Source organism: Collinsella sp. AF11-11, from assembly GCF_003465485.1.
Lineage (GTDB): Bacteria > Actinomycetota > Coriobacteriia > Coriobacteriales > Coriobacteriaceae > Collinsella.
The window spans coordinates 25,077-50,952 of record NZ_QSAS01000009.1; the positions used below are offsets into that span (position 1 = coordinate 25,077).

24 protein-coding genes and 1 tRNA gene are annotated in these 25,876 nt (G+C 61.5%); 15 read left to right on the forward strand and 10 right to left on the reverse strand.

The window, feature by feature from the left end; all coding sequences use genetic code 11:
- Positions 1–355 precede the first annotated feature (355 nt).
- Complete coding sequence (locus DWV58_RS06675) at positions 356–1,174, reverse strand: exodeoxyribonuclease III (protein ID WP_117629805.1); 819 nt, start codon at positions 1,172–1,174, stop codon at positions 356–358.
- A gap of 135 nt (positions 1,175–1,309) precedes the next feature.
- Here DWV58_RS06675 and DWV58_RS06680 point away from each other — a divergent pair, with 135 nt between their 5' ends.
- The 4 genes from DWV58_RS06680 to DWV58_RS06695 all read left to right on the forward strand — a co-directional run bounded on the left by DWV58_RS06680 (position 1,310) and on the right by DWV58_RS06695 (position 6,039).
- The gene (locus DWV58_RS06680; protein WP_117776603.1) at positions 1,310–2,062 is read left to right on the forward strand and encodes an NAD-dependent protein deacylase; all 753 of its coding nucleotides are present in this window, start codon (positions 1,310–1,312) and stop codon (positions 2,060–2,062) included.
- A 95-nt stretch (positions 2,063–2,157) separates the two neighbouring features.
- Positions 2,158–3,888, forward strand: a complete 1,731-nt coding sequence (folP, locus tag DWV58_RS06685) for a dihydropteroate synthase (protein WP_117766302.1) — start codon at positions 2,158–2,160, stop codon at positions 3,886–3,888.
- The gene (locus tag DWV58_RS06690; protein ID WP_117776604.1) at positions 3,889–4,590 is read left to right on the forward strand and encodes a hypothetical protein; all 702 of its coding nucleotides are present in this window, start codon (positions 3,889–3,891) and stop codon (positions 4,588–4,590) included.
- A gap of 252 nt (positions 4,591–4,842) precedes the next feature.
- Complete coding sequence (locus DWV58_RS06695; protein WP_117743660.1) at positions 4,843–6,039, forward strand: ATP-binding protein; 1,197 nt, start codon at positions 4,843–4,845, stop codon at positions 6,037–6,039.
- 105 nt (positions 6,040–6,144) lie between these two features.
- On the opposite strand, the gene DWV58_RS06700 is transcribed toward DWV58_RS06695, so the two are convergent.
- Complete coding sequence (locus DWV58_RS06700) at positions 6,145–6,918, reverse strand: type III pantothenate kinase (protein ID WP_158564538.1); 774 nt, start codon at positions 6,916–6,918, stop codon at positions 6,145–6,147.
- Between the two features lie 196 nt (positions 6,919–7,114).
- On the opposite strand from DWV58_RS06700, the gene DWV58_RS06705 reads away from it, so the two are divergent.
- From DWV58_RS06705 to DWV58_RS06725, 5 genes are all read left to right on the forward strand, one after another.
- Positions 7,115–7,191: transfer RNA gene (locus DWV58_RS06705), tRNA-Met, on the forward strand.
- Between the two features lie 230 nt (positions 7,192–7,421).
- On the forward strand, positions 7,422–7,604 hold the full coding sequence (locus DWV58_RS06710) for a hypothetical protein (RefSeq protein WP_117641071.1): 183 nt from the start codon (positions 7,422–7,424) through the stop codon (positions 7,602–7,604).
- Between the two features lie 15 nt (positions 7,605–7,619).
- Positions 7,620–8,543: an exonuclease domain-containing protein gene (locus DWV58_RS06715; protein ID WP_117776606.1), complete on the forward strand. Its 924-nt coding sequence runs from the start codon at positions 7,620–7,622 to the stop codon at positions 8,541–8,543.
- 15 nt (positions 8,544–8,558) lie between these two features.
- Positions 8,559–9,266: a hypothetical protein gene (locus DWV58_RS06720; RefSeq protein WP_117776607.1), complete on the forward strand. Its 708-nt coding sequence runs from the start codon at positions 8,559–8,561 to the stop codon at positions 9,264–9,266.
- Positions 9,253–10,185: a DUF4268 domain-containing protein gene (locus DWV58_RS06725; protein WP_117641068.1), complete on the forward strand. Its 933-nt coding sequence runs from the start codon at positions 9,253–9,255 to the stop codon at positions 10,183–10,185. The genes DWV58_RS06720 and DWV58_RS06725 overlap by 14 nt, the downstream gene beginning before the upstream one ends.
- Before the next feature lie 34 nt (positions 10,186–10,219).
- On the opposite strand, the gene DWV58_RS06730 is transcribed toward DWV58_RS06725, so the two are convergent.
- The gene (locus tag DWV58_RS06730; RefSeq protein WP_117776608.1) at positions 10,220–10,414 is read right to left on the reverse strand and encodes a hypothetical protein; all 195 of its coding nucleotides are present in this window, start codon (positions 10,412–10,414) and stop codon (positions 10,220–10,222) included.
- 318 nt (positions 10,415–10,732) lie between these two features.
- On the opposite strand from DWV58_RS06730, the gene DWV58_RS09865 reads away from it, so the two are divergent.
- The 3 genes from DWV58_RS09865 to DWV58_RS06745 all read left to right on the forward strand — a co-directional run bounded on the left by DWV58_RS09865 (position 10,733) and on the right by DWV58_RS06745 (position 12,716).
- Positions 10,733–11,032, forward strand: a complete 300-nt coding sequence (locus DWV58_RS09865) for a DUF2958 domain-containing protein (RefSeq protein ID WP_158549349.1) — start codon at positions 10,733–10,735, stop codon at positions 11,030–11,032.
- A 4-nt stretch (positions 11,033–11,036) separates the two neighbouring features.
- Positions 11,037–11,633: a hypothetical protein gene (locus DWV58_RS06740; RefSeq protein WP_117776610.1), complete on the forward strand. Its 597-nt coding sequence runs from the start codon at positions 11,037–11,039 to the stop codon at positions 11,631–11,633.
- Between the two features lie 483 nt (positions 11,634–12,116).
- The gene (locus tag DWV58_RS06745; protein ID WP_255413163.1) at positions 12,117–12,716 is read left to right on the forward strand and encodes a DUF1648 domain-containing protein; all 600 of its coding nucleotides are present in this window, start codon (positions 12,117–12,119) and stop codon (positions 12,714–12,716) included.
- A 177-nt stretch (positions 12,717–12,893) separates the two neighbouring features.
- Here the strand turns inward: DWV58_RS06745 and DWV58_RS06750 are convergent, their stop codons facing one another.
- From DWV58_RS06750 to DWV58_RS06775, 6 genes are read right to left on the reverse strand one after another with little or no spacing between them, the layout of a single operon-like run.
- A complete protein-coding gene (locus DWV58_RS06750; protein ID WP_117776612.1) occupies positions 12,894–14,852 on the reverse strand; it encodes a type IV secretory system conjugative DNA transfer family protein in 1,959 nt (652 codons plus the stop codon).
- Complete coding sequence (locus DWV58_RS06755; protein WP_117776613.1) at positions 14,849–16,204, reverse strand: hypothetical protein; 1,356 nt, start codon at positions 16,202–16,204, stop codon at positions 14,849–14,851. Before DWV58_RS06755 ends, DWV58_RS06750 begins: the two co-directional genes overlap by 4 nt.
- Positions 16,197–16,655, reverse strand: a complete 459-nt coding sequence (locus DWV58_RS06760; protein ID WP_117776614.1) for a hypothetical protein — start codon at positions 16,653–16,655, stop codon at positions 16,197–16,199. The genes DWV58_RS06755 and DWV58_RS06760 overlap by 8 nt, the downstream gene beginning before the upstream one ends.
- Before the next feature lie 58 nt (positions 16,656–16,713).
- A complete protein-coding gene (locus DWV58_RS06765) occupies positions 16,714–17,196 on the reverse strand; it encodes a hypothetical protein (protein ID WP_117646178.1) in 483 nt (160 codons plus the stop codon).
- A gap of 48 nt (positions 17,197–17,244) precedes the next feature.
- The gene (locus tag DWV58_RS06770) at positions 17,245–18,111 is read right to left on the reverse strand and encodes a DnaB-like helicase C-terminal domain-containing protein (protein ID WP_117646179.1); all 867 of its coding nucleotides are present in this window, start codon (positions 18,109–18,111) and stop codon (positions 17,245–17,247) included.
- A complete protein-coding gene (locus DWV58_RS06775; protein ID WP_117646180.1) occupies positions 18,104–18,313 on the reverse strand; it encodes a hypothetical protein in 210 nt (69 codons plus the stop codon). The genes DWV58_RS06770 and DWV58_RS06775 overlap by 8 nt, the downstream gene beginning before the upstream one ends.
- Positions 18,314–18,430: 117 nt before the next feature.
- On the opposite strand from DWV58_RS06775, the gene DWV58_RS06780 reads away from it, so the two are divergent.
- On the forward strand, positions 18,431–19,903 hold the full coding sequence (locus tag DWV58_RS06780) for a hypothetical protein (RefSeq protein WP_117646181.1): 1,473 nt from the start codon (positions 18,431–18,433) through the stop codon (positions 19,901–19,903).
- A 7-nt stretch (positions 19,904–19,910) separates the two neighbouring features.
- On the opposite strand, the gene DWV58_RS06785 is transcribed toward DWV58_RS06780, so the two are convergent.
- Complete coding sequence (locus DWV58_RS06785; protein WP_117646182.1) at positions 19,911–21,167, reverse strand: site-specific integrase; 1,257 nt, start codon at positions 21,165–21,167, stop codon at positions 19,911–19,913.
- 771 nt (positions 21,168–21,938) lie between these two features.
- On the opposite strand from DWV58_RS06785, the gene DWV58_RS06790 reads away from it, so the two are divergent.
- Positions 21,939–23,381, forward strand: a complete 1,443-nt coding sequence (locus DWV58_RS06790; RefSeq protein WP_117776615.1) for an ATP-binding protein — start codon at positions 21,939–21,941, stop codon at positions 23,379–23,381.
- 402 nt (positions 23,382–23,783) lie between these two features.
- Entirely contained in the window at positions 23,784–25,814 is a 2,031-nt protein-coding gene (bilR, locus tag DWV58_RS06795; protein ID WP_117776616.1) for a bilirubin reductase, long form, read from the forward strand.
- Positions 25,815–25,876: the final 62 nt, after the last annotated feature.

Genomic DNA, 25,876 nt, shown 5'->3' on the forward strand with positions numbered 1-25,876 from the left:
CGTAAACTGGCATAGTTTTGGAATGGCCGGCTGATATGACGGGCGTCGTGACCCTCAAGAGCCAAATTGATCCGTTTTCTTCCGTCTCCAGACGTCCCCGGGGAATCAGCTGAACTCGCCCGCCACGAAATCAGCCTATCTACTACGTTTGACCCGACACCCCCAAACACAACCGCGTTTTATGAAAAACCGCAGGCTTTCTACCTGCGGTTTTCTTTTTGCGTTGTTCGCTGTGGTTGAGGGTGGTGGCTTAAACGTAGTAGATGGGCGTGTTTCGTGGCGGATGGGTCACGTGGATACCACCACGAGGCCCAAAATGATTCGTTTTCCTCCGTCCCCAGGGGATCAGCTGGGGCTAGAGCTCTAGCGTGAGGGTGACGGGGCAGTGGTCGCTGCCGAAGATGTCGCCGCGGATGCCGGTGTCGCGTACGTTGTCGGCGATTGCGTCGCTTACCAGGAAGTAGTCGATGCGCCAGCCGGCGTTGTTCTTGCGGGCATTAAAGCGATAGCTCCACCAGCTGTAGACGCCCTCGACGTCGGGGTTTGCCGCGCGCCAGGTATCGGTAAAGCCGGCGTTGAGCAGCTCGGTAAACTTGCCGCGCTCCTCGTCCGAAAAGCCGGCGTTGCCGCGGTTGGACTTGGGGTTCTTAAGGTCGATCTCCTCGTGCGCCACGTTAAAGTCGCCGCAGGTCACGACGGGTTTGCCGGTCTCGCGCTCGAGCGCGTTCAAAAAGCCGCGGTAAGCATCGTCCCAGGCCATGCGCACGTCGATGCGGGCGAGTTCGTTTTGCGCGTTGGGAGTGTAGACATCCACAAACCAGAACTTGTCGAACTCCAGCGCGCAGACGCGGCCCTCGGTTGCGGCTTGGGCGACGAGTACGGCCGCCTCGTTCTCGCCGGCGTAGGGTAGCAGTGCGTCGGCGTGCAGCACGCGCAGCGGTTCCTGGCGGCTAAAGACCGCAGTGCCCGAATAGCCTTTACGCTCGGCGTAGCTCCAGGTTTGGTGATAGCCGGGCAGGTCAATATCGACCTGGCCTTCTTGCAACTTGGTCTCTTGCAGCGCCAGGATATCGACGTCGAGTTCTTGCGCGATCTGGATAAAGCTCGGGTCCTTTTTGAGCACGGCGCGCAGGCCGTTGACGTTCCACGAGGCGAAAGTGTAAGTCTGAGGCATGGTGTCCTTTCGACGGGGTTGGCAGGCTTAAGATTAGCGCAACAGGGGCGGGGTGGGCTCCGCGCATGCTGACTTAAAGGTCGCATGCTGGGACATCGCCCGACGCCGCCCGATCAACAAGGACGGAGGGCTCATATGACGCAGGCAATATCGGACCCCAGGCAGGCGTCCGCCGCGCTGGCGGATCTGTTTGACACCCACAAGCGCGTGGTCTTCTTTGGCGGCGCTGGTGTTTCCACGGCAAGTGGCATCCCCGATTTCCGCAGCGTGGACGGCCTGTATCACCAGCAGTTTGCCTACCCGCCCGAGACTATGCTCTCGCATAGCTTTTATGAGACACATCCGGCCGAGTTCTTCGACTTTTACCGCACCAAGATGATCGCGCTTAACGCTAAGCCCAACCGCTGTCACACCAAGCTGGCCGAGCTGGAGCGCGCCGGCAAGCTTGATGCCGTGGTGACGCAAAACATCGACGGCTTGCATCAGATGGCGGGCTCGCAGCGCGTGTTCGAGCTGCACGGATCGGTCCATCGCAACATTTGCCAGTCGTGCGGCGCGGTCTATAGCGCCGAGTGGATTTGCTCGCGCGAGCACGAGGACGCCGCGGGCGTGCCCGTGTGCCCCGCGTGCGGTGGTCGCATCAAGCCCGATGTGGTGCTCTACGAAGAGCCGCTCGACGAGCATGTGTTGACCGGTGCCGTTGCCGCCATTGCCGCGGCCGATGCCCTCATTGTGGGTGGGACCTCGCTCGTGGTGTATCCGGCGGCAGGCCTTACGCGTTACTTTACTGGCGATACGCTGGCCATTTGCAATTTGGCGCCTACCGATCAGGATGCAAATGCCGACCTGCTGATTTCTTGCGACATCGCGGCCGCGTTTGCGTTCTAGCCCGTGTGCGCGGATACAATAGAAAGACTGAGTGCAAAGCGACCCCGCCGCCAGCTCCCCAAGCTCGGCGGCGTGGGCATTTTAGGAGGATGTTCATGGCGAACGACAGCAAGACATGGCGGTGCGGAAAGTATGAGCTCAGCTTTGACCGTCCGCGCATCATGGGCGTCCTCAACGTGACGCCCGATTCGTTTAGCGACGGCGGGGAGCACTTCGACCCGGATGCCGCCATCGAGTACGGCCTGGCGATGCTTGACGCCGGCGCCGACATCATCGACGTGGGCGGTGAGTCCACGCGCCCCGGCTTTACCCCGGTTAATCCCGACGAGGAGGCTCGCCGCGTGCTGCCCGTGGTGCGCGCGCTGGCCAAAGAGGGCGCCATCGTCTCGATCGACACGCGCCACGTGGCGGTTGCCAAGGCGGCCGTGCGCTGCGGCGCCTCGATCGTCAACGACGTGACGGGCTTCACCGACCCCAAGATGGTCGAGTTTGTTAAGACGAGCACCTGCGGCGTCATCGTGATGCATGCCGGCGAGGTCGCCGCGCCTACACGCACGCACGCAACGGTGCAGCTCGATACCTCGGCTGCGGCGTTTGTTGCCGAGAAGGCGCGCGAGGCGGCTGCCGAGGCCGCGCGTGAGGCTGAGAAGCCGGCTCGCCGCCGTCGCGGCAAGTTGCTGGGCGAGCCTAAGCCGGAGGCCAAGCTTCCGGGCGGCGTGGTGCAGCCCTCGTTGCCGTTTGGCGATCCGGAGCCCGCGACCGAGCCTGCAAGCGAGCAGGAGACGCCGGCCGCCGAGCAGGCTGCTGCCGCCGAGACCGTCGCGCCCGCGCCCGAGGCCACCGAGGCCGCATCGGAGCCCAATGACCGCCTGGCCGCCATGATGCGCCGCAGCGCCCGCCGCGAGGAAGCCTACGTGCCCACCTCGCAGCTCCGCCGCTTCACCCTGCCCGATTCGGCGCCCATCATGCGCCGCGTCATGGGCTTTCTGTCCGACCAGGCCCGCGCGCTCATCCACGCCGGCGTGTCGCGCGACCGCATCTGCATTGATCCCGGTCCGGGCTTTGGCAAGACGGCCAACGAGGACATCGTCATCCAGCGCGAGACTGCCAAGATGGCGTCACTGGGTTATCCGCTCATGTGCGCCGTATCGCGCAAGCGCTTTGTGGGCGCCGTCTCGGGCGTGACCGAGGCCGCCGAGCGCGATGCCGCTACGTTTGGCGTGTGCCTGGGCGCCATCCAGGCCGGTGCCAACATTGTGCGCGTGCACGACGCCGCGGGCTTTGCGCAGTTCCTGAACGGCTACTGGGCGGTTGCCAAGCCGCAGCCGCGCCGCGCGTTTGTGGCCGTGGGCTCCAACCTGGGGCATCGCTGTGACAACATCCGCGCCGCACGCGACATGATCGCCGAGATTCCACTCACCTGCGTGTCCAACTCCTCCAAGATCTACGAGAGCGAGCCGGCCTACGAGACGCGCCAGGACGCGTTTGCCAACGCCGTCATCGAGATTAAGACCGAGCTGGCTCCGCTGGTGCTGCTTGACGAGCTCATGAAGATCGAGGCCGAGCTGGGCCGCGACCGTTCCAAGAAGGCCAAGGCCAACGGCCCGCGCACCATCGACTTGGACCTGCTGTGGATGGACGGCGAGACCCACGGCGGCAAGAAGCTGCGCCTGCCGCATCCGCTGATCGGCGAGCGTGACTTTGTGCTGGTGCCGCTCGAGGACCTGATGCACGACCCGGCTCGGTTCTTCCGCTACAACGGCGTCGAGGTCAAGGAGCCCGAGGATCGCGTGGGCCATATCGTGGGCGAATTGGGGCGTATGTAGATGATCGAGATGAATGCTGTTGCCGCTGGCACCGAGCTCGACGCGGCGCGTGACGCGGGCCGCGAGGGCGTGTCCGCGGGCTGGTGCGCGTGGAGCGTGGGCGATGCTTCGCTGACGTTTTCGCTGGTTGTGCGCCCCGATGTGAACATGCACGCCTTCCACGGCCTGCCGTTTGTGGCCGCGATGGGCATGATGGACGCGCTCGTGGGCACGGCTTCGACGCCGGGGTTGGGCCTTGCCGGTAAAGTGGGTATCCAGTGGCCGAGCGATATCGTGTGCGGTGCGCCTGCGTTTGAGGCGTCGCTCGCGCGTGTTGCCGTGAACGGCGGTGCCGGTGCTGCGGGCATGTTTGCCGCGGTGACGGTTGATATTGAGCGTGCGGCGCTGGGTGAGCTTGGCGTGGATATGGCAGATGAGGCGCTGATCGAGGCATTGGCCGCCGCTGTGCTGACCCGCGTTGACGCCTGGGCGGTTGCCGCCAACACGCCGCAGGGCGCTGCCGGCCCGCTGGCTCCGGTGCTGGGCGAGTACTTTGACATGGTGCCACTGCTGGGTCGTCAGGTCGCGGCGGTGTCGCCCAACGGTTTGCCGCTTGCGGTCGGTGTGTTTGCGGGCCTGGACATCTGGGGTCGCGCGACCATCAAGACCGATGCCGGCGAGCAGGAGTTTCCGCCCGAGGCCGTACGGATTCGCGGACTGTAACGCGAGGTGCCCGCGCTCAAAGATAACGATGACAACGAAGCCCTCTTCGGCCTGTGCTGGGGAGGGTTTCGCCTATCTGGGGAATGGGTTGCCAGCGCCCTATTCCTCAAAACTGAAAAATTTTCGTTTTTGAGGAATAGGATTAAGGCGGCTCGGTCTTTCGCGAGGTATATTCGCTATAGAGCCTATTCCTCAAAACTGAAAATTTTTCAGTTTTGAGGAATAGCGATAAAAGACCGCGAGGAGGCCCCGATGAAACTCATCAATAGAACGTCATATATGGACACGTTGACGAGTCTTATTGGCGTGCCGGACATCAAGGTCATCACGGGCATCCGTCGTAGCGGTAAATCAAAATTGCTCGAGGCCCTCCGCGATTACGTGGAGGCACATCTGTCCAATTCGAATGTCATCCATATCAACTACAACCTCGATGAGTTCGAGAACCTGCTCGAGTATCACGCGCTGCTCGCCTATGTAAAAGAGCATCGAGTGTCCGGCAAACAAAACTTTCTGCTTATCGATGAAGTTCAGATGTGCGACGGTTTTGAGCGTGCGATCAATAGCCTTCACGCATCCGAGCAGTACGACATATTCATTACCGGATCGAATGCCTTTTTGCTGTCGAGCGATCTGTCGACGCTCTTTACGGGGCGTACGTTCGAGATCGAGGTTTTCCCATTCTCGTTTGAGGAGTATCGTCTCTATGGCGACGAGGGCGAGGTCGACCGCGACTTCGATGAGTACGCGAGAACCGGCGGTATGTCCGGCTCTTACCCTTATCCACTGCAGGAGCAGCGCTATCAATATCTCTCCAACGTCTTCAAGACGCTCATTGTGAGAGATATCGTGCAGCGGCATAACGTGAGAAACGAATCGGCGCTGCTGCGCATTGCCGATTACATGATGGACAACGTTTCCAACATTACGTCGGCACGCAACATTACTGATGCATTAAATGCGGATGGGTTAAAGATTACGAACAAGACGGTCGGCACGTACATGGGGTACCTGTGCGATGCGTTTGCCTTCTATAAAGTTCGTCGGTACGACATTCGCGGCAAAAAATACCTTAAGAGCGGCGAGAAGTACTATCTGGCGGACCATGCGTTTAAATATGCGCTTCTTGGTACACGTGATATGGATTGGGGGCGCGTATACGAGAACATGGTGGCAATCGAGCTGCTGCGTCGCGGATACGAGGTATACGTCGGCGTGCTCTATAAAAAGGAAATAGACTTTGTAGCAATCAAGCGGAGCGAGAAACTCTACATTCAGGTGAGCGACGACATCAGCTCGGATAAGACATTTGAACGCGAGATTTCGCCACTGCTGAGCATTGGCGATGCGTATCCCAAGATGATTCTCGCCCGCACGCATCACGAGGCCACGGATCGCGACGGAGTGCAGATCGTGGACCTGGCGAGGTGGTTGTGCGGCGAGGCGTAGCAGAAAGCCTATTCCTCAAAACTGAAAAAATTTCGTTTTTGAGGAATAGGACCGATGCATTGCTTAGTCCGCCGCTCGCGCCCGTGCTCGACTTAAGCCCCTGCCTTACCTCAGCTCCTGCATGCGGCGGTAGATTTCGCAGATGCCCTTGATGGTGAGCTGTCCGTCGACCACGTCGAAGGCATCGGTCGAATCGGCGACGATGCCGGCGAGACCGCCCGTGGCGATAACGGTGGCATCCTCGCGGCCCAGCTCGCGCTTCATGCGCTCGACCAGGCCCTCGGCCATGGCAGCAGCGCCCACCACGGCGCCGACCTTGATGCACTCCTCGGTATCGCGGCCGATGGCATGCTCGGGCGCCTCGAGCGGCACGCTGGCGAGCTTGGCGGCACGGGCGGCAAGCGCGTCCATGGAGATGCGGATGCCCGGCGCGATCGCTCCGCCAATGTAATAACCGTCCTCATCGATGACGTCGATATTGGTCGCGGTGCCAAAGTCCACCACGATTGCCGGCGCGCCGTAGAAAGTTTCGGCCGCAACGGCGTTAGCGACGCGATCGGCGCCTACGGCTTGGGGACGCGCCGCGCGCAGCTTGGTCACGGCGGCCGTCTGCGGCCCGATGACGATGGCGTCTGCGGCAATGCGGTCGGCCACGGCGTGCCACTCGCGCGAGAGCTGCGGCACCACGCCCGCAAAGGCGATCGCGTCAACCGCATCGAGCGAGAGGCCGTACATCTTAAAGAAACCCATCAGGCGCACGTGGATCTCGTCGGCGGTATAGGAGCGGTCGGTGGGCATGCGCCACGACTGCACCAGCTCGTCTCCGTCGAACAGGCCCATGGCCGTCTGCGTGTTTCCCATATCGATAGCGAGCAGCATGTCTACTCCCAGTGTTGGCATAAAAGGACGCGCACCATTGTATACGCGCCGTCGACGGCGCTCGGCCGCGATTCGTTTACGGTGATAGGGGCTGAGGGGTTTAAATATGAAGGAATTATGCTCTACGAGATTTTCCTTGCCGTTTACCGAACTCCCGCGTAGTATTCTTTCTTGCGCACATGAGGCGCCCAGACATTGCGGGGTGGAGCAGTCTGGTAGCTCGCCGGGCTCATAACCCGGAGGTCGTAGGTTCAAATCCTGCCCCCGCGACCAAGAACTTGCAGCTCGGAAGCAAAATTGCTTCCGAGCTTTTTCTTTATCGGTTTACCTTGCGGGTGAATTGCGGGTGAATCCTGAGTCAATTTATTATGTGAAGCAGATAAACCATTGATAATCGCGGACCGGTCGGCTTGACTTATCGACCGATAAACTCCAATTGGGAGGAGTCCCGGCGGTCCTTAGCTAAAATAGTGACGTCTGAATAACAACAAGGGAGTCGCTATATGAAGACCGTCTACGATGCCCTTGACCCTATCGTCAACGGGTCGGCAACGACCAAGGAGAAGGGCGACAAGTACGAGGCGGCCTGCGTTTACTATCTCAAGAACGACCCCTTCTACGCGCTGTTCCTTTCCCGTGTCGGGACGATAACCCAGGCACCCGAATGGGATAACAGTTTGTTTTAAGGGAAAGGAAGCCGTATGGCGAAAAAGGGATATATCTTCTGGGACAGCGAGACGGCGAATCCCCAGCAGAGGATATGCCAGGTCGCTTATATCCTCACGGATCTTGAGGGAAACTGCCTGGGCGACCCGGTTTGCCGGGTGATCAATCCTGAGAGCGAGATTGGTTGGTGGAGTAGGTCTCATCTGGAAATCGATTGGGACTCACTGGACGACATGCCGACCTTTGTCCGCTTCTGGGAGGATGCCGGTCTGGCGGATTTGCTGCGAGACCACATCCTGGTCGCGCATAACGCCAACGGCGCCGACATCCACCACATCAAGAAGAGTCTGGCTGCCTACGACATCGAAATGCCCGAGATCGAAGTAATCGATACGATGCTGGTGGCGAAGCAGAAGGGTCTGCCCGGAGCGCTTGTCGACCTCTGCGAGCATTACGGCGTGCATCTTGATAGCCACCACGATGCCATGAGCGACGCCGAGGCGTGCCTTGGGGTTTTCCGTGGGCTGGTCGGCGAGTTCGGTGCGCTCGAGCCCGCCGTTTGGGCTCCGAATGCCTCCTCCCATCATGGCCGCAAGCGTGTTTTCACGGGCTTGGGACTGGTGAACGGGTCGCAGGAAACCATCGAAGAGGTTTTGGCGAAAGCCGAGGAGGCGGGCCACAGGGGCGATCCGGGCGAAATCACTGATCCGGTCGGACTCAAGGTGAAGGTATCCGGCGTTACTCCGGGCTACAATCGCGATGAGATCCTTGCCGCACTTAAGGAATGCGGGATGAAAGCGACCGATGGCAAGCCCGCGCAGAGCACGAAGTACCTCGCAATAGGCGACAACGTGGGACGAAGCAAGCTCGACGCAGTTTTCAGCGGCAACTCGCAGGCAAAAATCGTCACGACGGGCGAGTTGCTTGAGGTCATGAACCGATTTGGCAAGGCGGAATAGAAGGGAAGGCTCGATATGGCCGTCAATTTGAAAACCGTAAAAGACACGGTGAATCTTGCAGCGGGGGTTTTAGCCGCCGCCGCCGGGGTTGTCGATGGGGCAAAGCAGCTCGGTTTCGATGTCGATGGAGCCGTGAAAAGCGCTGCCGACGGGGCAACCAACGGCGCGCGTGCTGTTGCCGACGGCATCGGCAAGGGATTTGGTGCGGCGGCGGAAGGCGTCGGCGCGGCAGCCGGCGCGTTGGGGGATGCCACGAAGGCGTTCCAGGACTCAAGGGCCGCCGCGGAGGCTCGCAAGAAGATCGATGCCGCCAGGCAATCAATATTTGAAGGCGCGTCGACGGTGATGCCCCTGCACGAGTTCATCTGCCAGCAGGTCAAAGCCTCCGAAGCTGCGTTCAACGGCTACGATATGCCCGGCTGCTATCTCATCGCGACATACCGCAGGCATGACCACGATAAGAACTTCAGCGACTATCTCGGAATATACGTGGGGTCAAGTGAGCGTATGGCGGACGATATCGCGTCCATACCTACGCGATTGGGCGATCCGGATGTCTACGCTGACTACAAGTACCGACAAAACATTTTGCTATTCGTGTATCCGTGCGAGCTGAAGGACGTCGACGAACGTCGTGGGCTCCTGCTGCGTTCGTTTGACGGCGAGAGGCTCTACAACGGCACTGGATTATCGGTCGAGAGGGCGGCGGATGAAGACCTATAACCTGGACACCATCCATAAGGTCCCCCTGCGCGAGGTGTGGCCGCATGAGGCCCACGACTTCACCAAGTGGCTGGCCGAGGAGCAGAACCTCGCAACCCTCGGGACGGCGGTCGGAATCGAGCTCGAGCTCATAGAGACGGAGTCCTCGGTCGGATCGTTCAACGTGGACATCTACGCGCAGGAGTCCGGTACGGGCCGCAAGGTGATCATCGAGAACCAGCTCGAGGACACCAACCACGACCATCTCGGCAAGGTGATCACGTACGCCGCCGGCAAGGGCGCCGAGGTCGTCATCTGGGTCGTGGCGCGCGCCCGCGACGAGCACCGCCAGGCCATCGAGTGGCTCAACCAGCACACCGACAGCGACTTCGGGTTCTTCCTGGTCGAGGTCGAGCTCTGGAAGATCGGGGACTCCCTGCCCGCCCCGCGCTTCGGCGTGGTCGAGCAGCCGAACGAGTGGACCAAGACCGTGAAGCTCTCCGAGGGGCTCAGCGAGACCGAAAAGGTCAAGCTGGCGTACTGGACGGCCTACCGCGATGTGGCGGGCGGCCATCCGGAGTTCCTCAAGGAGTTCAGCCCGCAGAAGCCCAGCAAGGACCATTGGTCGACGCTTCGCCTGGGGGTCTCGGCATACCATCTCGCCCTGCTCATCGATACGCAAAGGGGCCGCACGGGCATCGAGCTGTACGTGGACGACGACAAGGAGATCGGGCACCGCGCCATCGCCAACAGCGGGGTCTTCGAGGAGCACCTCGGGCTGACGGCGGCACCCTTCGATGCGAAAAAGGCATCGGGGCTGCGCTTCTACAAGGCGGGCCACCCCATCAAGGGCCACCAGGACGCATGGCCGGGGTACATCGAGGAGCAGCTCGGATGGGCCCTCGAGATGAAAAAAATAATCGCGGAGATCGAGCTCTAAAAAATGCCCCGGCAGTAAATTGCCGGGGCGTTTCTTATTGACGTGATTTAGCACTGGCCGTTTCGGTCCGAATGCGCCGCTCGGTTTCTTCGAGGTCCCTGACGATCCTCCCCAGCGCCATGCGGTAATGCGCGAAGACCGGGTCCTCCTTACCGAATCGGTCCTCGCAGCAGAAAAGCATCGACTCATGAAGGCAAGTGAGCTCGTAAATGATGTCTTCGAGTTCCATGCGACTCCTTTCAAAAAGTAAATAGGGCCTTAAATGGTATCGATGTTGGACGCGGGCTGCCGGCGTCCGCCGTGAATCGGCCACGGCTCCGCGGCCGGGTGGCACCTCCGCTACGCCGCGTCAATGGGGCCCATGAGACCCCGCACAAACCTCCGCTCCGCTCCGGTTGGTGGAGGTCGTCATGGACCTCCCTTGACCCGTCTTCACTCCGGTGCGGCTTTGCAGGGAGCAAAGCCGACGACGACGCGCGGCGTCGCCATTCGGCTTTGCCCGCAGGGGCGAGATGTTGAGGGCCACGTGCCCGGAACGGAGGAAGACATGCAGCAGCTGATGACCGTGGAAATCGCCAAGACGGTGCCGGGGCTCTATGGGCAGGACGGGGCGGAGGACCCCACGGTCTACGCCCACTACTTCTCGTGCGTGAACGGATGGGACTGGTGGCTGCTCGAGTTCGACGGCACGGACGAGGCATTCGGCCTCGTCGAGGGCTACGACGACGAGCTCGGCTACTTCAGCATCAAGGAGATGGCCGAGCTGAACCGCCAGATGGGGTTCGCCGCCGTCGAGCGCGACGAGCACTTCTCCCCGAAGCCGCTCAGCGCCGTCAGGAGGAGGTAGCCGCATGGTCACGGTCGAGTTCGACTCCATGGGCGAGGCGGTCCGCCTCGCCCTCGTGGCCGGGGAGTACGTGGGCGGCGGCCTGGCCGTCCTCCTCCTCGACGCCACGGACCCGCGTTCCGAGGGCTACATGGCCGGGTGGGGCGTGCTCACGGCGAACGTGCCGTCGGCGGCCGAGTGGTGCCGCGGGCACGGCAACATCGCCATCGACGCCGCGGTCCCCGCGGCGCTCATCGAGGCGCTCGAGGCCGCCGGCTTGCTTCGCATGGCCGTCCGCTCGGTGGCGTCCGGGATGGCCCGCTACCCGCTGGCCACGGTCGCCGGGCACGCCCTCGACGGCATGGGCGGCCTGAGCGAGACCCTCGAGGAGGCTCTCGGCTCGACGGTCGTCGTCGAGTACGAGTCGGGCGGCGACGGCGGCGCGTTCGAGGTGGGGACCGCACCGGCGGGTTCGGCCGCGCTCGAGCGCCTCATCGCCGCCGCGAGGTCCGAGGCCGACGCGTTGGCGGTCGCCGGCGGATGGGCTGCCGTCCGGGTCGGTTTCGGGGACGCCGAGACCATCGACTGCGAGACGGGCCGGACGGTTTACGTCGCGGGGTGAAATGGGAGGAGGGCGCGGGCGCGGTCCGGATGGGCCGCGCTTTTCCTTTCCCGGGGATGCGGAACTCCCACCGTCCAAGTGCCTTGGACGGTGGGAGCTGGATACGACGATATACTGCGCGTGCAACGGGGACACGCGCCTCCTTTTCGGTTGACTCCACCAGTTCGTACAGAGACTTTTCGATTTCCCGCTTTGATTTGGAGGTCTGTAATTCCATATTTCTGGAATACGGCACGAGGCTGAGCTTCGAAATCGCGTCTTGCGTCGGTAGATTGTTCCGCGTCCGCGACCAGTTTTCCAAGGGTGCTAAGCTGGGACTGTATTGAGAGTTCGTTTAGGTGGTTCACATTGTCCATAGCGGTGACCACCAATGTTGAATAGCTGTCTTGAAAGACTGTGTATTTATACTTGATTTAAGGCGGAGTGGAATGTGAGCGCGCAAGGAGATGCGGAATCGATGAGAGCCTCAAAAAAATTACCGCAGTGTTATCATCCTTCATCCTCTCTATTCTTCCATTTCTGATTCTATGGGCGGCTTGGTCAGTCCTCCCTGATACAATTCCCGCTCATTGGAGTGGGGGTGTGGTTGATCGATGGGGTAATAAGCTTGAATTGCTGGTTGTTCCGCTGTTTTCTCTGATTGGTTCTATTGCAATTTCTGTGTACCTTATTGTTTCCACGCGGCGAAGAGAGTTCGCGGATTTCTCTGTTCGAATGCGACGGGACTTTGTTGCGTGCTATATTTCTAGCCTTCTTTTATCGACAACCTGCTCAGTGATAATTGTCGTTTGGGTTCAGTTGATTCTTGCGCAAAACACCGCGGTTGATGGGGGACTTGGACTATCGATCCTGTATTCCCTTCCCGGGCTATATGTGATCTTGTGCGCCTTGCCGCCTTTTTATGCGAGCGGCGAGAGCAAAAAGGCAGAGCGCCTGATAACAGTTCTTATTGGCGGCGCGGAGATTGTTCTTTGTGGAATAGTGCTTGAAGGTTCGGCTGCCTCTTATGCGATGATTGGACTGATGATTCTGTTCTGTGCGTTTGAGATTGTGTCACAGGTAAGGGATAGCCGGTCCTTATGAGCAGGATAAGGGCGCACTACGGGCGCCCGGGATTTTGCGGCGCAACTCGGCGTGCCGAGTTCGTTTCCGCTGGTAGCGTGGAAAGATAAACCGAAAGACCGCCACGGCCCGCCGTCATACGCGCCTCGCGCGCCGTATGACGGCGGGCCGTTTTCGCAGGCAGGGCCGTATGACGCATCAGAACCCGTCGGGCGCGGCGGATACCTTGCGCTTCCTGCCGCCGGACGGCGACCCCTTGGGCTTTTTCGGCTTCTCCGGGATGCGCCACACCGGTGCCGGGGAGGTGTTCCGGACCTCCCCCTCGAGCGCCCGCGCGAGCAGCGCGCCCTCGGCCTCCGGCGACGTCATGCCGAGCAGCGGTCCCAGGAACGTCTCGGTGATGTCGCGGCTGGCGAGTGCCATCGGGCCCTCCGCGTCGATCACGAGCGCGCCGTTCTCGCGCGCGCTCCAGGCCATGAGCTCTGACGGGGTGATCAGCGGCCGGCGCGCCACGGAGAACGACTTGCCGGACGAGGAGCTCTGCGTCCCCTTGGTGGAGCTCTGCCCGGTCGTCTTGACGCTGTAGTCGCCGAGACGCTTGCTGATCTCCTCCGCCTCGCCGACGGACTCCACCGAGAGGACGACCTGGGTGCCGAGCAGCGCCAGCAGCGCGTCCGACTCCGCCCTGGAGTAACCGCATCGCGCCTCGAGCAGATGGGTGTTCTGGAGCACGAAGACGACGTGCAGCCCGATGCTCCGGACCTCCGCGAGGTCGCCGAGGAGGCGGGGGATCTTGGGGATCCCGGACCCCTCGTCGATGGCGAGCAGGGTCTCCGCCGGCAGCCTGCCGCCGGACAGGCGCGCTGTCTCGCGCAGCGCCGAGAGCGCCTGCGAGAAGATGCACGAGACGAGCGCGCCGCGGTCGCCCCGGTCCGCCGCGCTGGCGATGTAGAGGATGGTCGGCTTGCGCCCGACCGATGCGAGGTCGACCTCGCCGCCCCAGAGCATGCGGCTGACGTCGTCGTCGCAGAAGGACATGAGGTAGTTGCGCGCGGTGGAGACGAGGGCCTCCCCGCCGCCGCCGTTCGACGAGGCGACGAGGAGGAACTGGCGCGCCGGGTTTCCCGCCGGCAGGTCCGCGGCGAGCTCCTCCAGCGACTTCACGGCGCTCTTCCCGTCACGGGGCTCCAGGAGCGCGAGCACGGTCGAGAGGTTCCGCGCGCCGTCGGGGATCCGCCCGTCCGTAATCGCGAGCAGGCAGAGGCCGGTCAGCAGGTTGCGGCTGGCGTCCGTGAAGAACCTCTGGCCCGAGGAGAAGGCGTCGGGCACGATGGCCGCCGACAGCTCGCGGAGCTCGGCCACGGCGCCGGCGACGCCCTCGGCGCCGAGTGCCGCGATGGCGCGGTCGAGGGGGTTGAACCTCGCCGACTTGACGGGCTCGTCGAGCCGGATGGCGACGACCTCCATCCCGGCCTTCCTGGCGAGCGGCTCGGTCCATGCGCGGATTTCGGACTTGGGGTCGTGGACGATGACGGAGGTCGGTACCCCGTGGGCGTTGCGGTCGATCGCAGCCGCAATTGATGGCGCCAGCGCGCGCCTGCTTTTGCCGGCGCCGCTGCCCGCCCTTATGAGGCAGTGGACGGCGGGGACCATCGCGATCCCGCCGCCGATGCAGCCGGCCGCCACGAGCCCCTCCGCGGCGGCCTTCCCGTCCCAAGGAGGGCAGCGCCTCGCGACCCTGGAGGGCCTCGACTCGAGCCAGGCGTCCCCGTGCGTGCGCGTGGGCGCGCGGTCGCCGGCGAACGTTCCGTCGTGGAGTCTCGCCCATGAGCGGCCCCAAGAAACGAATCCGAGCGCGAGGACGGAGGCCGCGACGAGGGCGAGCGCCGCGAGCAGCTCGCCCGCCTGGCCCGACGCCGCCGTGTCGGCGGCCGCCTCGAGGGGGCCGCGGAAGACGTAGGCGGGCTCGGGGCCCGGGTCGGCCGTGGGCAGCCGCAGCAGGACGGAGAGGCCCGAGATGAGGGATAGGGTCCACCACCTGGCGTAGTCCCAGGCGCTGGCGGTCGCGGCGCAGGCTATGACGGCGGCGACGCCGTGGGCCGCGAGCGTGCCGGCGAGTTCCTTTTTCATGTCGCGGTTGAAGGATTTCGGTTTCATCTCGTGATCGTCCTCTCTATCCTGTTTGCTATCTTCAGCGCGGGGACGCTCGACGGCCCGGTGCCGCCGGAGGCGAGGACCCTCAGGGTCGCGGCGATGAGTCTCAGCGCCCTCTCGCCGGCCTCGTCCCCCATGTCGCGCCCGCCGGCGTCCCGCGTGGTCTCCCTGGCGACCAGTGCCGCCATCGCGGCTGCCCGTCCGAGGGCCGGACCGGGCGACGGCGCATGCCTGAAGGCCCGATCTGCCGTGGGGCACCCTCTGAGGTCTGCCGGTTCGAGGTCCCGGCCGTGCGCGACCTTTCGCGCGATCCTTTCGAGGCGCGCCTTCGGGATGCAGGAGCGGGCCTCGGTGGCGAGTCCGGCTTCCCGCCGCCTCTCCGTCGCGGGGCCGGTTTGGGGCGCGGCGCGCCGTGTCGGCACCTCCTCGCGAGCCGGCGTTCTGTCCGGGACTATGACCCGCAGCGCCGCGTTCTCGCACCGGAGGCCGAGGTCGGCGGCCGCCTTGCGGGTGTAGACATCCCGCGCCTCACCGGTCAGGCACTTGAGGTCGGCGCACCTCTCGACCGCCTTCCTGTGGCGCTCCAGCGCGCCGGCGAGCTCGGGGGAGCCGGATGCCGCCCGGTCGAGGGCTTCCCTCAGCTCGGCGGAGGCCTCCGGGTGGAAACGCCTGAGGTGGGCGGCCTCGATCCTTCCGTCCGGGGGCAGCTCGATATCGAAACGGTTTCGGTCGATGCGGGCGACGGCGTCCAGCGTGGCCTCCCTCGCGAGGTCGCGCTCGATGTAGGCCTCCCGCAGCAGCGGCGCCATGGCCTTCGAGGAGATCTCGAGCCGCGCCGCCTCCATCCTACCCTTGGGCAGCAGGGAGTCCCAGTCGCCCTCGCGGTCGACCGTGAGGATGTGGACGTGGTGGCTCGTGCCGTTGACGTGCATCGCCGCGTAGAACTCCACGCGGCTCTCGGGGACGCCGGTCATCTCGGAGAAGAGCCTCGGCCACTCGGAGCGCACCAGCGCCTGCCAGGCGTCCAGGCGGTCGAGGCCGGCCCCGGGGGCGATGTCGTTCGGGACCGTGACGACGGTAGTGAGCACCGCGCCGCCGTTTTGGGCGATGGCGCGCCTGGCCTCCGCCACGGGGACCGGGCCGTCCGCGCCCCAGAGGCCGCCGGTCGAGCCGGTCCTGTTCGCGGCGTAGGCGGCCAGGCCGTCCACGCCGAGCCTCCTGCCGTCGGCCTCGCTGACCTCGATGACGACGCCGCGGCGGGTGCCGGCGTATGCCGCAAGGCCCGCGGCGGACGCCCTCGCGGACGCCCCCGCGCGGACGACGGAGTGGTTGACGATGACGGGCGGGCTAGCCATCGGCGCGCTCGCGCGCGTGGAGCTTCACCTCGTCGATGCGGCCGAGGCCGGCGCGGCTGAGCTCGCCGGCCTGCGCGAGGTAGTTCTTCCAGATGTCCGCGACGGGGACGTCGTCGAGCGAGGCGTAGGAGGCCTTGAGGACGTCGGCCGACATGAGGCCGGCCATGATGGCGGCGGCCATGGGGCGCGAGAGGACCGCGGCGATGCGGTCCTCGGTGGCGTCGAGCTTGCGCTCGATGTCGAGCGCGGCGACGTCCATCCGCGCGTCGACGACGCCGCGGATGAAGCCCGCGACCTCGTTGCCGTAGAGGTCGAGCTCCTCCGCGGCGAGCGCCGAGCGCAGGAGCGAGCGGATCTCGTCGCTGACGTTGGAGTTGTCGAGCTCCGCCCGCGTCTTGAGGGCGGTGTAGAGCTTGTGGTCGATTTTTACGCTGACATTTCTCGTTGTCATTTTTCCTTCTCCGTTAAAGAAAAGGCCGCCGCCTGTGTAGGCGGCGGCGCGTGGCGGATTAGTCGTCAATGTTTTCGATAGTCTGGTAGGTGAAGGTGTTGTTTGGGATAATTTTGAGGAAGCGGGCCGGGATTGCGGCGAAGATCCCGAGTTCCTGCCCCATGTCTTCAAGGCGACGCATATAACGATCGCAGAAGGTGTCATGCGCCTCACCGTAGCCGTCGACGATATAGGAACGTGCCGCGACCTTGATGAGTTCATCGTCGGGGATGCCGTAGAGCTCGTCAATGTCAGCGAGATACTCGATGGGGTCAAGCGGGCGTTCGGTCTGGCTAAAGACGATATAGGCCTGCGGAAGCCCATCGATTTTGTTCTTGAAGCGCAGAACCCAAGCGCTCTTTGCGGTCGCGATAGAGTCGAGGTTGAGGAAACGGGGGTCGTCGGCGGCACGGTAGGTGTAACGGCGGTTAGCGATATCGAAAACAAGAGGAAGGCCGTAGCCCTTCTGGACGATCTTGTTGCTGCTCTTGATGGTGCTCATGTGATACTCCTTGGGGTTGAGCGGGGCGCATTTGCGCCCCGCAGATTGCTATTCGGTGGCGGCGAAATGGTGGTACGCAGGCCAGTACGTCAGGTCGACGCGGCCGCCCGCGGCGCCGTTGCGGTTCTTTTTGATGTCGACATGGAGATCGCGGCTGCCGTTCTCGGCATCCTCGCGGTCGGTCATGATCGAGAGGATGATGTCCGCGTCGAACTCGAGCTTGGCGGTGCCACGGAAGCTGCCGTCTTTGCCGGTGATGGCGACGGCGATGACGGGGGTGCGCTCGTGATGCGCCATCTGTGCGAGGCCGAAGGACACGCGGTCGAGGATATCCGTCGTCGAGAATGCCGGTGTGGACACGGTAACGAGCTGGGCGTAGTCGACAATCACCGCCGGCGGGATGCCATCGCGGATGGCGATGGCGTGCACTGCCTCGGTGAGGCACTCGATGCTGTGGCCGCGCACGTCGTCCATCGTGAGATCGTCAACGATGATGAGGTTGTCTGAGATGGCGCGGACGGCCGCGACAGTGTCATCGACGACCTCACGCTTGCTCTCGTCGGCGAAGTCGGCCTCGGTGAGCGGTGTGCCACCGGGGATGAGACATGACGCGGCAGGAAGGATGCGACGGACGCAGGCCGCGCGGGCGATCTCGTAGCTGGCGATCACCACGTGACGGTGACGCGCCATGGAGAGGCCCATGTTCAAGATCAGGTCCGTCTTGCCACCGCCGGCGACGCCGGTGAGGAGCACGAGCTCCTCACCGAGTCCGTTGAGCTCGGCGCTGAGCGGAGCGGGCTCGAAGGTAACGCGGCCGTCGGTACCAATGAAGACGGCATCGAGGCAGTCGAGCAGGGGACGGATGCCGCCGCGGAAGGCCGGGGGCACGGCGGGGGGATGGTTGGGGCTAGGCATCGTGGCTCTCCTTGTCGTTAATCGAGTTGACGTAAGCGATGAAGCTGGGCGCGTACACGCGGATATGGCGCATGGCCTTGATGCACGCGCCGGAGGCGTGCATCAACTTGTAAGCCGTAGGGCGGCTGACGCCCAGCTCCGCCATGACGCGATCGGTCGACCAATAAAGCGGGCCGTCACGATGGGCGACTTGATTGACCATGGCAGCTCCCTTCTATTCGTGGGTATAAGTGCTGTGCTCGAGCTGACTGTAGTTTCCCGTGATTGCTTCAGCGAAAAGAGGGGGTAACTCCGCGGACAACGTGATTGGATTATCTTTATGCAGCTAGATGGGACGACTGGACAATTTAAGGGTGACTTTGATGTCCGCGTCGAAGGCAGTCTTGCTGACGGATGCCTTGTGTTCGGCTTCCGTTCGACCGATTTGGATGCGCCGATATGGGCGAAGGGGGCGAGGCCGCTTAAAGATGCGGACGATTGGGATAAGTCGACAGGGATGTCTCAGCATAAGATTGCCGAAAGGGGAAGGCTTACTGTCGACGATGCGGATTGTTTCGTCGCCCTCGCGGACCTAGTCGACAACAAGCATAAAGAGAGGTATCCCGAGAGTGCCGATTGGCCGCCATATCTCTTGGCGGGGCCCGACGACGGCATGCGGATGATTCGCCATAAAGACGGGCAGTACTGTTTGCGCGACGACGGAAGCCTGCTACGGCTCGCGAAGCGCGTGGGGCCGCTCTTTGGGCTATATGGCGATCAAGTCGGTTATGTCGATGGAGATGTGGTCAGGGAGCCCATCGCGGAATGGGTTGCCGCTGCCGGCTTTGCTCTGTTCGCGAGCAGGCTTGTCGCGTTCCTCAAGGATGGGCGCGATGCGGTTCCTCTTCTTGACGATCTTCATTTCTCCGAAGCGATTGCATCCAAAGCCGACGGAAGCCAGTTTTCGATGTGGACGTGTTCTCATTTAATCGATGACGGGCTCACCCCTGCATATGCTGAACTCCTGGAACGCGCCTCGCAGGAATCCTTCTGGCTCGAGTCTGGCCATATCGCTACCACAGACATGGGGGCGCAAGTTGCCGTTCACGGGAGTGCCGTCATCGACCAAACCGATGGCGTTTCGCGTCTGATCGGGCTTAATGGGGCGGGCTCGTATATTACCTGCGAGTTGAAAACAGGGGACGGCATCACCAGGCTTAAAACCCAGATGGCAGCTGACTTTATTGACCCGAGGTTCGAAGCTGCGCCGTTCACGGATATCACGCCGCGTTTCATGATGGAAGACGAAAGGCTGGCCGAGATCGCAACGGCGCTGCTTCGCGGGATTCTCGATAGCACTATCGGCTGTCATGGCACTCATGCCGTGATGACGAGGTTGGTCGACAAGTGTGCTGCCGTGACCTATAACTCTACTCTGGAAAGGTTGTGGGCGGGGTTTGCCTCCCACCTTTCCCATGGAACAATCCGCATCTGTCCTTATTGCGGGCGTGCCTTCATTCCGGAGCCTAGCAATATGAAGTACTGCAAGCTCGATCCCGTGAAGGAGTGCAAGGTACGCAAAGACGAGGACGACAAGAACAGGAAGCGGAAGGCTCGCTCTCTGGTGGCTGAGGCGGTTAAGACCAACTGCAACGTTGGCGATATCGTTCGGGCGCGCGATTTAATTTACAAACAGCCCCTCGAGGGTATGTTTGAAATATCGGAGATCGATCGTGCGCTTGCATATCTCGCAGAAAGCAAGCGGAGTAATAACCTAAAAGCGATCAAGGGCGACGGATATCTCGTATGCTAATGCATGCTTACCCGTTCAGCAGGCGGCCGATGGTGTTACCGGCCTCGCGGGAACGCTCCTCGAAGGCATGGGCGTAGATGTTGAGCGTGGTCGAGGCAGACTTGTGGCCAAGCTGGGTCTGAACGGTCTTGACGTCCAGGCCCTCGGCAACGAGAAGGCTAGCGACGGTGTGCCGAAGCTCATGGACCGTTAGGCCCTGATAACCCTTTCCCCGCGTGAAGGTTCTCCCACCATAGGTTTTGGTGACGACGTCCTTCGTATATTCGCCCCATCCGTTGTCGACGCAGAAGTTGCGGAAGAACTTGTCAAAACCGTCGGGGTCAATCCTCTGCCCGTATTTTCCGTTAACGACCGGCATGAGGCTGTCCAGAGCCAAAGGCTCCATGGAATGCTTCAGGCGAAGGCCGTTGATATGCTCCAGGTTGAGGCGTTGGCTGTTTTTCCAGACAGCAAGAATTCGTGCCAGGGTATCGTCCATGCAGACGCGTCGGCCCGCTGAGCTCATTTTGGGATTACGAAGGACTTTGTCCTTTGCGTATTGGTTATAAAACGTAATGGTATTGCTGGCGAAATCAATATCACCCCAGCTTAGCCCCAGCATCTCTCCGCGACGGCAGCCCGTTCCGAGGATGATGAGGATCCCGACGTATTTTGCGTCCCCCTCTGTCTCAATTTTGCGTAGGATGGCCTTTCTGAACCGTCGGGCCTCAGAGAGGGTGAGGCTATTTCTTTTGTTCTCCTGAGGCGGTTTTGGAAAATCGACCATATCGGCGGGATTGCTGGGGATTTCCCCATCTCGGTATGCCTGTTTAAGCACCTGTCTTAGTTTGACATGGACCTTGTAGAGGCCGTTTTCTGAAAGGGGCCTTTCGTCTCCGCACCCTTCCGTCCATACTGCACGCCTTGCACGTTCTGCCGAATATGCATTGCGGATCCTCGAAGGAGTCAGGGATGTGAGTGCTACGCCGCGGAATAGCCTTTCGATCTTTTTGATTTCCAAGGCCTCCCGGTCGTAGGCGAGGGGTGAGTTCAACTTATGTTGGGCGTGGAACTTGCTCGAATAGCTTGCGACTGTATTTTTCGACCCAGCTGCCTGCCCGCTTTCGTATTCGACCCGGTAACGGGCAAGTTCCTTTTTGGCATCCGATTTAAGCCCGTGTATGGTTCGCTTGGGTGCACGCTTATATTTTCCACTGGCATCCTTTTCCGGAAGGTTAAAGGTGATGAGCCAGGTGTTGGGTTTGCGACCCTTTTCGATGGCCATAGGGCGTCTCCTGCTGACGGGGTTGATACGATACTCCCTGCCCGTGCCTTTAAAGGCACGGGCAGGGAGTATCGTATCCCGAATTGTGAAAGAAATTCACCCACAAGTGAAATTCTGCGGGTGAATTGCGGGTGAAACTTTTTGTAAATCAAAATAAAGCACAAGCAAAAATAACTCGCTACCTGCTATTTTCTTTTCTATAATTAGAATTCATTTACTATGATTAACAGTAATTACTCCGGGCTCATAACCCGGAGGTCGTAGGTTCAAATCCTGCCCCCGCGACCAAGAACTTGCAGCTCGTCGGCCTAGCCGGCGAGCTTTTTTGTTATTCCGGGACCGTGTTTTCGGTCCAATTCCCAACCTCTCAATCAAAGATCTCGATCTGTAACATCTAGACCCGATTTGGGCGGCTAGATGTTACAGATCGAGATATACCGGTGGATTGGGTCCCGTTTGTCTAAATCTATAACACGAGGGACGGATTTTGCCGAGTAGCTGTTACAGATTGAGATTTTGTTGTTGCCCTCCTTTATGCGTGAATCTTGACTCTTTTTATTATGTGAGGCGGACGGGCTATCGATAATCACGGGCCGGATGGATTGACTTGTCGATTGATAGATTCCAATTGGAAGGAGCTGCGACGACCCTTAACGATCCTTAACTAGAAACAGTGACGTCTTAAAAACAATAAAGGGGCCGCTATGTAGGGGCCGTCTATACGATGCCTTTGACTTACACTTCTTTATGGAGCCATGTAAGGAGGCGGCAATGCAGCAACCCATCGCGACAAACGATGTGATTCTATTTTCCACTCTCAGGGAGAATCAGTACTTCGATCGAAAGAGCGCCCGCAAGGATGACAAGGAGATTGCGAAGCATATTAGTGCATTCGCCAACTCGGCGGGAGGCAAGCTCGTTATCGGTATCGAGGATAATGGTGAGGTAACGGGCTTCAAGCGTAACGGCGCGCACGACATTGAGAAATTCGAGCGCGCTGCGCTCACGACTTGCACGCCAACCCCTATTGTCCGCAAAGACCGAATCCCCGTGGTCAATTCTTCGGGCGAGGAGGACTTCGTTCTCGTTTTGGACATCGATGCCTCGACCAACCACTCTGTTGCTCGCGTGAGCGACGGCGAGGTTTTCTTGCGGCAGGACGACAAGAGCGTGAGGCTCAGCCGCGAACAGGTATTTGCCCTCGAGTACGATAAGGGGCAGAGAATCTTCGAGGACGAGCTTGTTGAGGATTCCTCCCTAGATGACGTGGACCATGAAGTGCCTGATCGCTACAAAGGGATTCTTGGAACCGAAGTTTCCGACGAGCAGGTCCTTAGAAGTCGTCGTTTTATGCGTGACGGAAAGCTGACCGTTGCTGGAGCCCTGCTATTCGCGCTGGATCCGTCCGCGATGATGCCACAGGCGCGAGTCCGTGTCCTGCGCTACGACGGCGTCAAAATGGAGACGGGCGAGCGTCTCAACATCACGAAAGAACGAAGCTTCTGTGGGCCGCTGCCTAAGGTGATCCAAGACGCCTACGAACTCATCTCGAGCATGCTCCGCGAATTTCAGTTCCTGGGGCCCGACGGGAAATTCCAGACCGTGCCTGAGTATCCTGAGTTCGCCTGGTTCGAGGGCTTGGTCAACGCGGTGACACATCGCGACTACTCGTTCCGCGGCGACTACATCCGGGTCTCGATGTTCGATGACCGTTTGGAAATCATCAGTCCAGGCGCGCTTCCCAATATCGTGACGCTCGACAACATGAGGACCACTCGTTACTCGCGCAACCCACGCATCGCGCGCACGCTGGTTGAATTCGGTTGGGTTCGGGAGCTAAACGAGGGCGTCAAGCGCATTTATACCGAGATGCAAAACTCTCTGCTCAATGATCCGGTCTACACGGAACCTGATGGGGCAAGGGTTCAGCTAACGCTTGAGAACAATATCGTTGCCAGAACCGTAAGGAGAAGCGAGGCTCTCGAGGACAAGGTATCACCGGAGGTGATCGCCTCATTGGGGGAGTATGAGCTCGCCGCCGTCAGGTTGGCCTTTGCGAACGGAAGGGTGACAGCAAGGGAGCTTGCAGCGCACATCGGGAGAAATCGCCGCACAGCAAGCCGGGTGCTTGGTAAGTTAATTGAGGAAGACGGGCTGCTCGAATGGCACGGCTCATCCCATAACGACCCAAAACAGTTCTACACGATAAGGTAAGGTGGTCGATCTATTTCGCACCTCTGTCGCAGTAATGTCGCACCTCTGTCGCAGTAATGTCGCACCTCTGTCGCAGCGGCCTCGATGACGCGTGGATATAGTCCCTCGGCAAATCTCAAACAAAATCTCAATCAGTAACGGGTAGGGGTCAAAAGCGGGCCTAGATGTTACGGATTGAGATTGTTGAGGATGGGCCGAGGGGAATGTCTCTATCTGTAACAGGTGGAGGCCAAAAGTGGGCCTAACTGTTACAGATTGAGACAAACCGACGGGCCGTCCGCTCCATCCACCTGCCGCCACCTGATATTCGCCGATTTTCGTTGTGCCGCTGTGCCCCCATGCCATATCCTCTAAACAACTACGCGGCAACATCGCCGCCGCGCCTACAAGAGAGGATTGTCCATGACCGCACCTGCATCCAAGCTGCTCCAGCCCATTACGGTTGGTCCCCTTGAGCTCAAAAACCGCATTATGTTCCCGCCGCTTACCACCGGCTATGAGGAGCGCGACGGCTCCATCGGCGAGCGCAGCCTGGCCTTTTACGAGCGTCTGGCCCGTGGCGGCGTGAGCTACATCGTCATCGGCGACGTTGCTCCCGTTATGACCGCAAGCCCCACGCCCAAGCTGGCGACCGACGCCCAGATCCCCACGTTTAAGGCGCTGGCCGACGCCGTTCACAAGCACGGCGCCAAGGTCGCGCTGCAGCTGTTCCACCCCGAGTACGACGTGCCCGGTGTCGGCCGCATGGTCATGGGTTCCATGGCCGCCGCCAAGGCCGCGCAGGAGGCCAAGGCCGCCGGCGACGAGGAGACCTTTGCCGCCAAGATGGCCGAGTCCAACGAGATCCGCAAGCAGGCCTACGCCAAGTTGCACCACGATATGCAGCACTTTGTGAACGAGGCGAGCGTAGAGCAGCTCACCCAGATCAAGGAGGCCATCGCCGCCTCGGCCGCTCGCGCGCAGCAGGCCGGCATTGACGCCATCGAGGTCCACGGCGACCGCTTGGTGGGTTCGCTATGTTCGGCCATCCTCAACAAGCGTACCGACGAGTACGGCGGTTCGTTCGAGAACCGCGTTCGCTATGCGCTCGAGGTCGTCGCCGCCATTAAGGAAGCCGCGCCGCAGCTGATGGTGGAGTACAAGCTCCCCGTGATCATGGAGAACCCCGACGGCACGCCGCGCGGCAAGGGTGGCCTGCAGCCCGACGAGGCCTGCGAGTTCGCCAAGCTGCTCGAGGGCGCGGGCATCGACATGATCCAGGTCGCGCAGGCCAACCACACCGGCAACATGGGCGACACCATTCCGCCCATGGGTGCCATGCCCTACAACTGGACGCTGCCGGTGGCCGAGCGCGTCAAGGCCCTGGTCTCCGTGCCGGTGGCCACCGTCGGCCGTGTTGTTTCGGTCGAGGCCGGCGAGAAGATTCTTGAGGACGGCGCGGCCGACATTATCGCCTATGGCCGCTCGCTCATGTGCGACCCCGACATTGCGCTGAAGGCCGCGACCGGCGAGCCCATCCGCGAGTGCCTCAACTGCAACAAGGGCTGCGTCGATGCGATTCAAAACCGCAAGCACATCTCGTGCGTGCTCAATGCCGAGAACGGCGACGAGGCGACCATCGCCATTAAGCCGGGCGAGGGCGACAAGAAGATCGCCGTGGTGGGCGGCGGTATTGCCGGCCTGGAGGCCGCACGCGTGGCGGCCAAGCGCGGCTACGACGTGACCGTCTATGAGGCGAGCGATCACTTGGGCGGCCAGATTGTGCTGGCGGCCGCGCCTCCGCGCAAGGATGAGATTATGCGCTCGGTCGAGTACTACGAGAAGATTCTGCCCGGCCTGGGCGTGAAGGTTGAGCTCAACCATGCCGCTCGCCCCGCGGACCTCAACGCCGCCGACGCCGCGATTGTGGCCGTGGGCGCGCATGACGTGGTCATCCCCGTTCCGGGCGCCGACTCGGAGAAGGTCGTCTCGAGCTGGGACGTGCTGGCCGGCAAGGTGGAGCTCAGCGGCCGCGTCGCCGTTATCGGCGGCGGCCTGGTGGGCACCGAGACTGCCGAGTACCTGCTGCAGCACGGCTGCGAGGTGGCGATTGTCGAGATGCTCGACAAGATTGCCGCAGGCGAGTCCGAGACCATTCTGCCGCTGATTATGAGCGACTTTGCCGAGCACGGCGTGGAGCAGCACGTTAAGACCCGCCTGACCGCCATTACCGACGAGGGCGTGGAGACTGTTCACACCACCGAGGACGGCGCAGAGGAGCCGGTGAAGATCGCTTGCGATTACGTGGTGATGGCCGTGGGCTCCAAGGCCAACGCGTTTGATCTGGACGGCGTGACGGTGCCCGTGACCTGCGTGGGCGACTGCTCGGGCGAGCGCACCGCCGACATTGCGAGCACCATTCGCACGGCGTATCACGCGGCCAACGAGCTCTAAGCAAGAAAGCTATCGCGTATTGAGTGGGCGGGGAGTGCCGTAATCGGCGCTCCCCGCCTTTT

Excerpts from the sequence above, each read along its gene's own strand:
- DWV58_RS06675 (WP_117629805.1), bottom strand. The coding sequence starts at position 1,174 with ATGCCTCAGACTTACACTTTCGCCTCGTGGAACGTCAACGGCCTGCGC.
- DWV58_RS06680 (WP_117776603.1), top strand. The coding sequence starts at position 1,310 with ATGACGCAGGCAATATCGGACCCCAGGCAGGCGTCCGCCGCGCTGGCG.
- folP (WP_117766302.1), top strand. The coding sequence starts at position 2,158 with ATGGCGAACGACAGCAAGACATGGCGGTGCGGAAAGTATGAGCTCAGC.
- DWV58_RS06690 (WP_117776604.1), top strand. The coding sequence starts at position 3,889 with ATGATCGAGATGAATGCTGTTGCCGCTGGCACCGAGCTCGACGCGGCG.
- DWV58_RS06695 (WP_117743660.1), top strand. The coding sequence starts at position 4,843 with ATGAAACTCATCAATAGAACGTCATATATGGACACGTTGACGAGTCTT.
- DWV58_RS06700 (WP_158564538.1), bottom strand. The coding sequence starts at position 6,918 with ATGCTGCTCGCTATCGATATGGGAAACACGCAGACGGCCATGGGCCTG.
- DWV58_RS06710 (WP_117641071.1), top strand. The coding sequence starts at position 7,422 with ATGAAGACCGTCTACGATGCCCTTGACCCTATCGTCAACGGGTCGGCA.
- DWV58_RS06715 (WP_117776606.1), top strand. The coding sequence starts at position 7,620 with ATGGCGAAAAAGGGATATATCTTCTGGGACAGCGAGACGGCGAATCCC.
- DWV58_RS06720 (WP_117776607.1), top strand. The coding sequence starts at position 8,559 with ATGGCCGTCAATTTGAAAACCGTAAAAGACACGGTGAATCTTGCAGCG.
- DWV58_RS06725 (WP_117641068.1), top strand. The coding sequence starts at position 9,253 with ATGAAGACCTATAACCTGGACACCATCCATAAGGTCCCCCTGCGCGAG.
- DWV58_RS06730 (WP_117776608.1), bottom strand. The coding sequence starts at position 10,414 with ATGGAACTCGAAGACATCATTTACGAGCTCACTTGCCTTCATGAGTCG.
- DWV58_RS09865 (WP_158549349.1), top strand. The coding sequence starts at position 10,733 with ATGCAGCAGCTGATGACCGTGGAAATCGCCAAGACGGTGCCGGGGCTC.
- DWV58_RS06740 (WP_117776610.1), top strand. The coding sequence starts at position 11,037 with ATGGTCACGGTCGAGTTCGACTCCATGGGCGAGGCGGTCCGCCTCGCC.
- DWV58_RS06750 (WP_117776612.1), bottom strand. The coding sequence starts at position 14,852 with ATGAAACCGAAATCCTTCAACCGCGACATGAAAAAGGAACTCGCCGGC.
- DWV58_RS06755 (WP_117776613.1), bottom strand. The coding sequence starts at position 16,204 with ATGGCTAGCCCGCCCGTCATCGTCAACCACTCCGTCGTCCGCGCGGGG.
- DWV58_RS06760 (WP_117776614.1), bottom strand. The coding sequence starts at position 16,655 with ATGACAACGAGAAATGTCAGCGTAAAAATCGACCACAAGCTCTACACC.
- DWV58_RS06765 (WP_117646178.1), bottom strand. The coding sequence starts at position 17,196 with ATGAGCACCATCAAGAGCAGCAACAAGATCGTCCAGAAGGGCTACGGC.
- DWV58_RS06770 (WP_117646179.1), bottom strand. The coding sequence starts at position 18,111 with ATGCCTAGCCCCAACCATCCCCCCGCCGTGCCCCCGGCCTTCCGCGGC.
- DWV58_RS06775 (WP_117646180.1), bottom strand. The coding sequence starts at position 18,313 with ATGGTCAATCAAGTCGCCCATCGTGACGGCCCGCTTTATTGGTCGACC.
- DWV58_RS06780 (WP_117646181.1), top strand. The coding sequence starts at position 18,431 with ATGCAGCTAGATGGGACGACTGGACAATTTAAGGGTGACTTTGATGTC.
- DWV58_RS06785 (WP_117646182.1), bottom strand. The coding sequence starts at position 21,167 with ATGGCCATCGAAAAGGGTCGCAAACCCAACACCTGGCTCATCACCTTT.
- DWV58_RS06790 (WP_117776615.1), top strand. The coding sequence starts at position 21,939 with ATGCAGCAACCCATCGCGACAAACGATGTGATTCTATTTTCCACTCTC.
- bilR (WP_117776616.1), top strand. The coding sequence starts at position 23,784 with ATGACCGCACCTGCATCCAAGCTGCTCCAGCCCATTACGGTTGGTCCC.